Raw genomic sequence first — 12,516 nt, forward strand, 5'->3', positions numbered from 1 at the left:
TAAATTTTTGTTATTTCCCTCAGGTTGCGGGCTTTAGAAACAAAGGTGTCTTGGAAATGAAGACGCTATAGTGAACTGGTTGTCAACGGAATTATTTGGCAGTAAATAGCTGTTATAACAAGAATTTTTTTATATTAGCTATCTTATGAGATTTGATTTCAAATTGAGTAATTAAAACAAAAATGAACCTTATAAAGTAGTAATACACAAGTAAAATATGGGAGGTAATGCAGGAATAAGAGGTTATTTAATACAGACAATTATTTGTGTATTAGACGCACTTGAAAAGGATAATTTATGGACATCAGTAACTCTTGAGCCATTAGACGAATCAGAAAAGGTAGATATTAGGTGGAAATATTCCAATAATACCGAAAAACTATGTCAAGTAAAATCTTCTCAGAACATAATTCGACATTCTGCTGCAAAAAAATGGTGTGAAGAACTTGAAACTCATTCACCAGATGCTTCAAATTATGAATTAATTGTTATTGGAAATGTTGACGTAAAACTCTCAGAAGCAGAAGATATCGGTAAAGTAAAAGTCGGAGAAATTAAACCTTTAAACACACAAGTTTTAATTGACCAAGCATCAACTAAGATAGATAAATACTACGAAGACAAAAACAAACCTAAGATTTCATCACAAGTTAAAGAGCTTATCGTGAAAGCGTTAACCTTAGAATTTGGCACAAGTTCTATCATTGGAAAAGAAATATCAAGAGCGAATTTTGATACAAAACTTTTAGAATGGATTAGTGCGGTCGAAAATCAACTTGACACAAACCCATTTGCTTCATTAGCACCACCATTTGAAAATCAAAATATTCCTATTAATCACAGAATCGTGAAGAAAATATTAGAACTTATTGGTTGGCATCAGTTTGGAGAGAATCACATAGTAGAACGTTTCAATGAAAAAACGGAAGAAAATGAAATACATTCTGTAAATTTTATAGGAGATTTTGAAAGTAAACTAAAAGAAGAATCAGGAGATTTGGTAATGATTTCGTCTCTTCACTCACTTAAATATCCTGATTCATCTAAGACTGAAATAGCTCAATATATTAATGATACAGATATTATATATTCAGATTTGGAAGAAAAAAAGAAAATTCCGTTAAAGCGATATGAATCTACTGACGTTTATAGTCTTTTATTTTGGCTCTCAACAGACAATAGCGAAGTTTCTACTGATTTTATTCATTATACCAAAGGAAACTACAAACGAAACTTACTAAATGAAAATATAACCTATTTATTAATTGATAACAACAAAGCAAACTTTTTGATTAGCAGTATAACAACTGCAAAAAATTACAGAGCGGATGTTCCGGTTAAGTTTGCATATCCTATTACTGAGGCCAATCAGAGTCCAAAGTATATTGGAGAAAGAGGCTTAAAACTTCCTCCTCAATTTATAAATTCTTCTGTAATTCCTATCACTAAGGAAAGTAAATCAAAAATAAGTTTTCTTCTTTTTTGCTCCGACCCATATTCTCCAGAAGCATTAAAAAAACTTATTTGGCTAACTATAAGTCTTACTAGTGGGTATGGGAATGAATATCTTCTTTATTTTCCAGATTATAATGAAGCAGAAGATAAAAACGAGGCTCTTGAAATTATTCGTTCTTTTAATGAAGAGTTGTTGGATGAGAAGGTTACAATCCAAAAATACCATAGCATTGATGCAGAAGCATTGGATTCATTATCAAGCACAAAGGTAATTACCCCTAAAAATGAAACATACGAGGAAGATAATCAGCCATCTTTAGTTAACTCTCAACACTTAAACGAAGCTTTTGTCAATATACTTCCTTATGGAGATATTATAAAACCTTTTCTAAAAACAGATGCAATAACAGCAAACGATATTAAATTCTTTCTTGCAAAAAAGGGTATTTTTACAAAAAATGCAGAAATCAAAAAGCTAACAGAATTAATGTGTACTTTGCTTTTTAGCCCAAAAGAACTTGAGGATTTTAAATCGTACATTGATGTTAAAGGAAAAGTTGTAAATAGTTCCCCTACCTTTTTCAATATTAAACAAGATGAAACATTAGAATCTGTATTTAGAAAAATAAAAATAAATACCGATAATCTGACTGATGGTCTAGATGTAAAAATCATTAATTCAGACAATATTATATTTGAAGCTAGTCCTGCTAAAGATGAATATAAATTAACATTGATAACGGAAACAAAGGATCCAACAAGCAGTTTGTTAGTTAATACTAAGCCAGGAAAAGCAGAAGTTGTAATTAAGAAAAATGGCAACCAATTGGTTGTGGTAACTGAAAACACTATCAGTAGAGCAGACAAGTATATTGTAAACCGCCTAGTAAAACTTGTTGAAGAAGAATTTAAAAGAATAGATTTTATTGAAGAAGAAAAAATCAAAGTAATGTTCAAGAATTTTAGCTCAAATACAGAAAGGGTAAATTTCTTACTTAGCTTTAGTAATATATCTTCTTCTATGATGTTTCACGAAGCCGATATTCAATCGATAAAATTCAAGTTCGATGAAAATACAGAAATCCCTGAACTCTATCGTGATAAAGTGGATAAAGATTTGGTTATAAATTTTGAGGGAAAAGGATTGCAAACCCTAACAGAATTAAGTGAGCAGAATGCAAAAGGCTCTATTTTTTTAGAGGAAATGAAAGTTCTTTACAAATTCAATTTTTTAAACATAAAAAATGGACTGTATAAGGTTACTTTCAATTTTTCAAATGCACTAAAAAACAAACCAGAATTTGATGGAGTATTTAAGTCTGCTCCCTATCTCATAAAAACAAATTCCGTAAAATCCCTATCAAGTATTGAAAACCTTGAAAAGGAATTAGGAAAAGAAATTGAGAATCTTAAACTTGAAAAACTAAAATTATTTAATATAATAAAATGATTGATTTTACAGGAGTTAAATTACAAAACATCGCGACTCATTTTGTTGGAAACAAATTGAGAGATGAAGGAATAAGGATTTCATCAGGAGAAGTAAATTTAAGTGAAGGAGATACCAAAAAATATTTGTTAAAGTATTTTCTCTCTTCATTCACTGATAATGAAAAATTCAATTTTTCTAATCCAACCGAGTTAGCACTGAATGGTGTCTATACATTAATAGGCAGAGTATTTTCAAATACTGATTCCTTCTATGAAAATTCTGTAGAACTATCAAAACATTTGTATGAAAGTTCTACACATCCAAAAGTAAATGGAGGAGAATTTACAATTTGCTTGTTTGAAAATATTTATTTAGATGGAATTGAAACAAATGCAATAGGTTTGTTTAAAACTGAAATTAAAGACGTATTTCTAAAATTTGATTCAATCAAAGATAATTATATAATCAAATACGATAATGGAGTAAATGTTGGCAAACTTGATAAAGGTTGCATCATATTTAACCAACAAGCTGAAGATGGATTTAAAGTTTGTATTGTTGATTCAAATAAGTCAAATGATACACATTATTGGAAAGATGATTTTTTAAGTATCCGACCAAGTGCAGACGAATATCATTTTACTAAAAATTTCCTTTCTATTACAAAAGATTTTGTAACAAAACAACTTTCAGAAGAATTTGAAGTAAGTAAAGCAGATAAAATAGATTTACTAAATCGTTCAGTTGAATATTTCAAATCTCATGACAGATTTGAAAAAGAAAACTTTGTAGAAGAGGTTTTTGATGATCCTGAAATGATAAAATCGTTTAAGAATTTTGATGAACAATATCGAGAGAACAAAAATGTTGATATTTCAGACAATTTTGAAATATCTTCTCAAGCCGTTAAAAAACAGTCGCGAGTCTTTAAAAGTGTTTTAAAGCTCGATAAAAACTTTCATGTTTATATTCACGGAAATAAAAATTTAATCGAAAAAGGGGTTGAAAATGATGGACGGAAATATTATAAAATTTATTTTGAAGAAGAAAATTAGTTAAAATTTATGATTAAATCAATTGAGGAAGGGCGTAAAGAAGATGGAAATAGATCTATTGCGGACAAAATAATTAAAAGGCTTCATGATTTAGAAAAAACTGTACAAAATAATCATGGACGGTGGGCATGGGAGCTATTGCAAAATGCAAAAGACAGCGTAGCAGAAACTGGTAGAAAAGTTTCCGTGCAGGTTGTTTACGATCATGATCGAATTGAATTTTTGCACAATGGCAATCATTTCACCGAAAAAGATATTAGAGGACTGATAAACCAAATATCCTCAAAGGAAGTTGATGAAGGTGAAGTTAGTGCTCGAACTGGTAGATTTGGTACCGGATTCCTTACTACACACTTACTTTCAAAAGAAGTCTATATCAAAGGTATAGTTGAAACCGGTGGAGGTGACCTATTCAAGTTTGGCTTCCCACTAAATCGAAACGGAAGAACTACCACAGTATTAATACCTAAAATTGAAGATGCCTGGAAAGGATTTCATGCTTCTACTGAAGAAAATGAAATTGAAGAATATTATGAAGAAGAATTCAATACTTCATTTATTTATACTTTAGAATCAGACGAGCAAAAAGACATAGCACAGATTGGAGTTGATGAATTTATTACATTGATACCATATGTTTTATCATTTATTCCAGAAATATATTCAGTAGAAATTATTGACAATGTAAGAGATGAGTCAATTGTATTCAAAAATGAAATAGAAATCGACGATGGCTTCAAAAAAATAACTAAAATTCAAAATGGCAAAGTAACAATAGTAAGATTATTATATGCAACAAATGGAACGATATCTATTGCTGTACGCGTAAGAAAAAAAGGAGACGTTTTTGAGATTTTAAGTTTAAATGATGTACCAAAATTATTTTGCGATTTTCCATTAATTGGCACGGAAAATTTTCATTTTCCCATAGTAGTTAATAGTTTCGACTTCAATCCTCAAACAGAGAGAGATGGAATTTGGCTAATGGGAGAAAATGATCCCGAAGTTATTGAAAATAAGGACTTATTGAAACAAGCTTTGGTGCTATATAAAGAGTTAATTAATAACATTGAGCTCAAATCATTTAAAAACGTATTTAATATTGCAAAAACAAAACTGCCATCAACTGACGAAAAGTACTTCGACTCTGATTGGTATACTAATGTTATTCAAACGTCTTTGAGAAAATTTTTACTTGCTAAGTCAATTGTTGAATTAGAAGGAGGAATTAATGGTAAACTGAACGAACTTTGGTTTCCTTCAAAATCATATAAAAAAGAAACTAAGGAAAAACTTTGGCAATATACCTCAGATCTTTTTCCTCAAGTAGTTTGCAAAAAAGACAATTTGCATGACTGGATTGAAATAATTTGGGACGATATAAGTAAAATTACATTTGCTGAATTAGTTGGAGACATTGCAAAATTTAAATCAATAAGTAAATTATCAGAGTCTTTTGAAAATAATGAGGATCAAACTTTTAAATGGCTAAATGAAGTTGGAAGTTTTATTATCAATGATGAAGTCAATATCACTTTGCTTGAAAAGAACGCTATTATACCAAACGAGAATGGAGATTTTTTGATTAACAGCCAACTCTTTATCAACAAGATAAATGATCCTCAATTAATAGAAATTTTACAACTTCTCGGGGAAGACTGGAATGATATTTTACTTCATCACAATGTGCAGTTTGGAAGATATAACGTGAAAAAGAAAAGTGAGATTGCAGCTAAGATTAATGAGAAACTTAAGAACATAAGTCCTGAAAATCAAAATTTTATAAAAGCAATTAGTCTCTTGTCAGAATGGTTTGATAATAACCAAGATGAAGGTAAAGAGTTGTTTTCAGAAACATACCGAAAAAGAGCGGAGTTATTTATGAATACTATTAAAGATAAGGATAGCCTGTATAAAGTAATGAGAAGCAAAACAGACTTAGCGCATCTTTCAAAAGTAGCAGAGGCAATTGAGGAAAATCCACGCTTATTTGAAAATATAGAACAAGCAAAAGAGGTTTATTCCCTCTTAAAACAATATAATGTAAATGATTTGCAGCAACTAAGGGAGCTTTTAGATAATAATGGCACTACACAACCTTCTCGGGATTCATTATTACCTATAACACAAGAAATACTAGCGAACATGGGAATTTCTTCCTTAGAAGAATGGGAAGATGCTATAAAGGATAAGGATTTAGCTTCACTATTTTCTCATAAGTCTACACCTAACACTGATATGTTTGTATATGTACAGAGTTTAATACAAAAAGCTAAAGAAAGTATTATTGAATATCTACAAACCTTAAATGACTATGATCTGACTGATTTGGACGACACTACAGCGCCTACTATTCTTGCTGGGATTATAAAAGACGGAAAGTCAATTAGCATAGTTGCAAGACCTGCTTACAACGGAGAGGTAATAATTTATTACGGTTCGGAACGTGATATTTTAGATTATGAACCTGCTGAATTATGGATAGATGATGGGATTAAACCTAGAATGATTTCATTAGGACATTTATTAAAGAAAGCTCAAATAGTTAAATTCCCTGTTTAGTTATGAATATCAGTACAGATTTATCCAGCATAATAGGTCAACCGGAAAATGAGAGCCTTGAATACAAAGCTGTTCTACCTCCTGCAAGAAGTCTTGCGCAAATGATAGCTGCTTTCGCAAATTCAAAAGGCGGAATAATAATCTTAGGCATAAATGAGGTTAATGGAGAGATAAAAATAACAGGATTAAGTGAGGACTTTCATGCTAATGGAGTAACTCATAAAGCTATTGATTTATTAACTCCTAAGCCTAATATTAAGTATGAATATATCTCTCATCTTGGTAAAAGACTATATATTATTGAAGTCGAAAAATCTTTAGATAGTGTTGCAATTGAGAATAAAATCTACATTCGGGAGGGTACCAGAATTATCCTTAATAATCCTGAGATAAAACATAACAAGATCAATAGGCTTCCATTAATTTCAAAATTAATTAATGATTTAATTTCTTTTCGCTCATCCAGCACAGGCGGCAAATCAAAATTTTTAGATCATTATTCGGGTGTTTTAAATATAATTGATGATGTCGGTAATATATTATATCCAATTTCCGCAGCAGTACCAACAACTAATCAAGAAGGTAAAATTCTAATGAGAATTTTGCTTTCATCATGTGCAGATAATTTCGAGATTTACCTTACAGACCTTTTATATGAAATATATTTAGCTAACCCAGCAACGTTGAAATCCAGTCAACAGGTTACTATAAAAGAAGTTCTAGATTGCGCAGATATGCAGGAATTTGTACTATTTTGGGCTAAAAAGAAACTTAGTAAATTACAAAGAGGAAGTGTAAAGGGATTTATTGCTGATAATTCACAAATAAAAGAATTAGATGTGCTAGATTCTATTGAGCAAGACAATATTGAAAAAATACTTCAAATTCGACACCTATATGCTCATCGGAATGGCATAGTAGATGAAAAGTTTTTGCAATTTTATCCTAGGCAATATAATATAAACGAAGAACACCAATTATCAGTTGAGGATATGTTGAACCATTTCTCTTATTTAATTGATATTGTTGACAGAATAGATAAGGCCGCAATCTTAAAATATCAGTTAGCTACCCTCTAATTCACAAAAACTCCCCAATATCAAAACCTTCCAAATCATTTTTCTGTAAAGTGGAAGAACCTTCTTCACTTGCATAAGAATGACTCCCGTCTAACAGCTCAGCTATTTTACGGGAGGAACCTTCTATGGAATTCTCCAGCAGGCTGAATAATTCGGTTCCTTGTATTTTCTGAACTATGTCAGCCATAGTTTCCCTTTGAGATGGCTCCAACTTTTCTTTTTGCAGCATCATCCCCACGGAGCTTAGTTCTTCAAAGGTAACCCCTTGGGCAAAACCGTTATCCCCACCGGATATTCCATATCTGTTCCATTCTTCTTCCTCTTCTTCAAAATCAGGCATGTTTCTGAAAACATCGTCAAGATCTTGCTGTGGAATTTGAATAGCAACATTTTCATTTTTGTCGTATTCTATGTCTAAATTATTAGGATTTATTTCTGGTTCCTGAATTTTGCTTTCATTTGAAGTCTTTGACGCTGAAAGACTTTTTACCGATTTAGATTGCCCCATGATATCAGGCAGGCTTTTATTTAGTTTTTCTTGTGCCGGTTTTTGCTCATTCCTTTTATAGAAAACAATTTTATCTTCTAATAACAAGGCAATAACAATGAAGAGGCAGATTATAATTAGTATTTCCATAGCTATAAAATGGGTTTAAAACGTTCGTTGAAATAATGGATAATATCATCCCCGAACTCGCTGAAATGGTGTTCAAGAATATTGTCAATGTAAGAATAGAGCGTAGTCTTCTCTTCGCTCGTTAATTGGACGATACGTAATAGTCTTTCGTGGTATTCCGGACGTATATAAACTACTTTGCCGCTGCGCCCTGATGGAAAACGGTTAACCAAAAAAACCTCCTCGTAATTTAATTTCTTTGACTGACCGCTGCGGGCTCTCTCCTTTTGTTTGGATTCCTTTGGCGTTTCAGGCTGTGGATTGGTCCCAGATACAACAGAAGAATTATTTCCACTCATAATATTGAGAATTAATTCTTCATCAATATCAGGCTTATCAAAATCTTTTCTTTTATTATCTATAGGCATCTTTAACAATTTAGAGATTGACAATTTTTAAAAACTCTTCAATAAATTCATCCAATCGGGTAGTTTTCATTAGATTAAGTTCTGCGGGTAACAGACTTGAACGGAATACGCTGTTTGGTGTATCATCTGTTTCTTTTCGAAAACGCTTGCTGTCCATAATTCGTGAATTCATTACAGATAAATTAAGTTCGCTAATGACACTTTGGTAAGTTTCATATACTCCTGTTTTTTCCCTACCGTCCACCTGATTCCAGAACAGCAACATTTTTTGATCTTTATTGCTTTCATCTGTTTGTGGTAATCCAAGAAATGCTTTAGTAAAACTAAGTGTGCTCTCCATAACCAACCTATCAGCAGTAATTGGAGAAAAAATAAAATCCATTGCTCTGAGTGTAGTCAATACACCTTTTGTATTGGCTGTACCTGGCAGGTCAAAAAAAGTTACATCAGGTTCTATTGCCGACTTGTTTACATATTCCAAAGTCTTTTCCAACGCTTCCTCAGCCTTACAGCTGATGATCGGATATGCCTTTTTATTGATGCTTTGATACAACTTCATTGCTGCCTTTTTATGGTAATCATTCTGCATTATGGTTTTCAGATCCCTTTCTCTCATATTAGCCAAACTGTGTTGCGGAAAATCGCAATCCACTACAAGTACATTAAAACCTAAACGATAGTGAAGCACACTCGAAAGTAGTGCGGTCATAGTAGATTTTCCAACACCTCCCTTAGGTGTTGAAAAACTGATTTTTAAAGTTTTCTTTATTGTTTCCATTATTTGAAAATTTATTGTTAAACACTTTACTTGTTTTGCAGGCTCAAATATTCCTGCATCTGAATATTACCTCATACTTATATTCCTGCTTTTTCTTTTGGGCATTTTGTTATACAGTTTTTTGCTTTCCTTATAGTTTTGTATGAAATATTTTTTCGCAATGGGTAAACTTTAAAAAAAGCAAAATGCTTTTACATTTTTATGCTTTTAAAACCTTATGCTTTTACTTCAAATTGTTTGTATACAAACCTTATTTTCTTCCTTGTTTAAATAGAAGTTGTATTACCTGCACTAAAACTTTACGCCAAATAAAGCGATTGATTTTCCTGCTAACTGCTGCGTGGGACACATTGGTACTCAAAGGCAGTGTTTGGCACTTTGATCTGGTACAATCCTTTCGTAAACAAGATTTTACTTTGCAAAGTGATTTTTATTAACGGACTTATGCAAAAGCAATATGACACAACTGGTAAAAAAGCAAACAGCCTGAAGCTGTATTTCCCTACTACATTTAATCCATCCCGAAGGGTGGATTTTAGTGTTCACCAGAACACGGCAAGTTGTGTTTTGAGGCCCTCGAAACGGAGTTCGTGCCTCAAAACAACTTGCCCTGCCGGGAGCTGGAAACGCCTTCCGAAGTCAGGCCTTTTGCAAAAAATTAAAATGGATGTATGATGAACGAGAATAGTAACAAAAAACAGAATAAGGGCGGTCGCAAACCAAAAGACAACCCAAGTACCCATCGACACGTTTTTCGCCTGACAGAGCAAGAAAATGCTAAACTATTATCGGTTTTTGAAGCATCAGGAATGACTAATAAAGCGAAATTTATCATTGCCGTTCTGTTTGAAAGAGAGATTAAAACGGTCAAAATTGATAAAGCTACGTTGGATTTTTATATGCGGCTCACCTCCTACCATAGCCAATTCCGCTCCATTGGGGTGAATTACAACCAGATTGTAAAGCTATTATATCGCAATTTTTCGGAGAAAAAAGCTGCTGCTTATCTCTATAAACTGGAAAAACAGACAGCTGAAATGGCGGCATTATGCCAAAAAATTGTCCAGTTAAGTAATGAATTTAAAGAAAAGTACTTGAAAAATTAATGTAGAAATGATAGCAAAAATCGGAAGAGGCAGCAATTTATATGGAGCTTTGTCATATAACCACCTTAAAATAGAGAAGGAAAATGGGCAAATTATTTTTGCAAATAGAATAATTGAAACACCTAGCGGACATTATTCCGTTGCACAATTAGTCCAATCTTTTGAACCATATCTGCTGGCAAACCGTAATACCGAAAAACCAACTTTACATATTTCACTCAATCCCGATCCAAAGGATAATGTAAATGATGAAAAGTTCAGACAGATTGCCCAGGAATATATGCGCGAGATGGGTTATGCAGAACAGCCTTTTGTTGTATTCAAACACACAGATATTGACCGTACTCATATCCATATTGTATCGGTTTGCGTGGATGAAGAAGGTAAAAAAATTTCAGATAAGTTTGAAAAAAGACGGTCTATGAGCGTATGCCGTGAGCTGGAGAACAAATACAAGCTGGTATCGGCTACGGAGAAAGAACACAAACAAAAAGACCAGATTTTCCGTCCGGTAGATTCCAGAGCAACTGATATAAAAAGTCAGATAGCTTCGGTAGTGCGACATCTGCCGAATTATTATCAATACCAAACCCTGGGAGAATACAATGCTTTACTTTCCCTTTTCAATATTACAGCCGAAAAAGTAGAGGGCGAATTGCAGGGACGGCTGCGGCAGGGTTTATTGTACATTCCTTTAAATGAAAAAGGCGAAAGAGCCGGTCATCCGTTCAAAGCTTCCTTATTCGGAAAGAATGCGGGGTTACCAACTTTAGAATTGTATTTTACAAAATGCAAAGAGACTTTAAAAACTCATCCCGCCAAACATACATTAAAGTCAGCCATTGACATTGTACTGAAATCAACAAGTGATGAATTGAGTTTTAAAAAGCAGTTAGCAGAACTAGGCATTAATGTAGTGTTACGTAGAAATGATACAGGACGTATTTACGGAATAACTTTTATAGACCACAATTCTAAAACGGTTTGGAACGGTTCACGATTAGGAAAGGATCTTTCTGCCAATACATTTAATGATTATTGGAACAATAACATCAAACCCTACATTAAAGAGTCGGTTGGATTACAATCAAAATTTTCAAGGTCGCATGAACCAGATTTTCCTGCAGAGGAACCTCATCACTTATTTGACTTCTTAAATACTACAGAAAAACACGAAGACGGTTTAATTGAAGCATTAGGCGGTTTATTACCCGAAGCACAGGATGAAGATTACGAACAACAGGATTTTGCCAACAAAATCAAGAAGAAAAGAAAACGTAAAAAGGGTCAATAATGTTAATTTAGGTAAGACACTTTCACTGACGGTATATTTTATTAACTTTATATCCCTGAAAATCATACTTTTATGACTATTTCATTAATGTATAAGTTATTAATCCAAAAATAGATATAGTATGAATTGGAATAATCCTGATGCTTATCCTGGAGAAAGCGAAGAAGAATATACAGATCGAACAAACGAGGAGGTACAATCATCCACTGGGCTCCTATTTATGCTTGTTGGGCTTTTCGTTTTCATCTTAAAAATGGCTGTTGCTTTTGGTATGTTCATTTATGCCGGATATTCCCTGACCCAAAATATATTGGGAGAAGATATTAATAAATTCAAAATTTGGAGTTTCACCGTATTGTTTACTTATTTGATATTCTGTATCATCTATTTCCTAAAAGGGTTTATCATCGGATTGCATTCAAAGAACAGAAAGTTATGGATATTGCCATGGGTAATCTGTATAGTATTGTGCTGCGTTTTCCCAGCATTTGTAGTAAAAGCGATGGTTGCCAGTATGTTTAAATCAACGGAACAGAAGGATATATTATGTCTGGGACTTAGTTGGGGAGCATTTGTAATTTCTTTCTTTTACATCTATAATATTTATCAATTCAAAACGCCAACAGCTCCTGGTATTTTATATTGGAGTTATGCTTTAGGATTTAGAATATCCCTATGAGAAAAACTTTGAGTTTATAGTCAACCACTACC

At 32.7% G+C, this 12,516-nt stretch carries 10 protein-coding genes; 7 read left to right on the forward strand and 3 right to left on the reverse strand.

The annotated features are described in order from the left end of the window. The first annotated feature begins 217 nt into the window (after window positions 1-217). The 4 genes from ACQKCJ_RS04915 to ACQKCJ_RS04930 are packed head-to-tail and all read left to right on the forward strand — an operon-like array spanning window position 218 to window position 7,583. On the forward strand, window positions 218-2,905 hold the full coding sequence (locus ACQKCJ_RS04915) for a hypothetical protein (protein ID WP_427401505.1): 2,688 nt from the start codon (window positions 218-220) through the stop codon (window positions 2,903-2,905). Beyond that, entirely contained in the window at window positions 2,902-3,942 is a 1,041-nt protein-coding gene (locus tag ACQKCJ_RS04920; RefSeq protein ID WP_173965776.1) for a nucleoid-associated protein, read from the forward strand. The genes ACQKCJ_RS04915 and ACQKCJ_RS04920 overlap by 4 nt, the downstream gene beginning before the upstream one ends. Before the next feature lie 9 nt (window positions 3,943-3,951). Then, on the forward strand, window positions 3,952-6,504 hold the full coding sequence (locus ACQKCJ_RS04925; protein ID WP_173965777.1) for a sacsin N-terminal ATP-binding-like domain-containing protein: 2,553 nt from the start codon (window positions 3,952-3,954) through the stop codon (window positions 6,502-6,504). 2 nt (window positions 6,505-6,506) lie between these two features. Further along, the gene (locus ACQKCJ_RS04930) at window positions 6,507-7,583 is read left to right on the forward strand and encodes an AlbA family DNA-binding domain-containing protein (protein ID WP_173965779.1); all 1,077 of its coding nucleotides are present in this window, start codon (window positions 6,507-6,509) and stop codon (window positions 7,581-7,583) included. A gap of 1 nt (window position 7,584) precedes the next feature. Here ACQKCJ_RS04930 and ACQKCJ_RS04935 read toward each other — a convergent pair whose 3' ends face one another. The 3 genes from ACQKCJ_RS04935 to ACQKCJ_RS04945 are packed head-to-tail and all read right to left on the reverse strand — an operon-like array spanning window position 7,585 to window position 9,405. Beyond that, complete coding sequence (locus tag ACQKCJ_RS04935) at window positions 7,585-8,220, reverse strand: conjugal transfer protein TraD (RefSeq protein ID WP_173965781.1); 636 nt, start codon at window positions 8,218-8,220, stop codon at window positions 7,585-7,587. A 2-nt stretch (window positions 8,221-8,222) separates the two neighbouring features. Continuing rightward, window positions 8,223-8,627 (reverse strand): DUF3408 domain-containing protein, encoded by a 405-nt coding sequence (locus ACQKCJ_RS04940; RefSeq protein ID WP_173965782.1) that lies wholly within the window; start codon window positions 8,625-8,627, stop codon window positions 8,223-8,225. A 10-nt stretch (window positions 8,628-8,637) separates the two neighbouring features. Then, complete coding sequence (locus tag ACQKCJ_RS04945) at window positions 8,638-9,405, reverse strand: ParA family protein (RefSeq protein WP_173965784.1); 768 nt, start codon at window positions 9,403-9,405, stop codon at window positions 8,638-8,640. A 674-nt stretch (window positions 9,406-10,079) separates the two neighbouring features. Between ACQKCJ_RS04945 and mobA the strand changes: the two genes are divergently transcribed. The 3 genes from mobA to ACQKCJ_RS04960 all read left to right on the forward strand — a co-directional run bounded on the left by mobA (window position 10,080) and on the right by ACQKCJ_RS04960 (window position 12,484). Continuing rightward, window positions 10,080-10,511, forward strand: a complete 432-nt coding sequence (mobA, locus tag ACQKCJ_RS04950; protein WP_173965903.1) for a conjugal transfer protein MobA — start codon at window positions 10,080-10,082, stop codon at window positions 10,509-10,511. Window positions 10,512-10,518: 7 nt separating this feature from the next. After that, window positions 10,519-11,805: a conjugal transfer protein MobB gene (gene mobB, locus ACQKCJ_RS04955; protein ID WP_173965786.1), complete on the forward strand. Its 1,287-nt coding sequence runs from the start codon at window positions 10,519-10,521 to the stop codon at window positions 11,803-11,805. A 121-nt stretch (window positions 11,806-11,926) separates the two neighbouring features. Further along, the gene (locus ACQKCJ_RS04960) at window positions 11,927-12,484 is read left to right on the forward strand and encodes a hypothetical protein (RefSeq protein ID WP_427401506.1); all 558 of its coding nucleotides are present in this window, start codon (window positions 11,927-11,929) and stop codon (window positions 12,482-12,484) included. Window positions 12,485-12,516: the final 32 nt, after the last annotated feature.

The organism is Flavobacterium sp. NPDC079362 (assembly GCF_050267765.1).
In the GTDB taxonomy this organism is placed as follows: domain Bacteria; phylum Bacteroidota; class Bacteroidia; order Flavobacteriales; family Flavobacteriaceae; genus Flavobacterium; species Flavobacterium azizsancarii.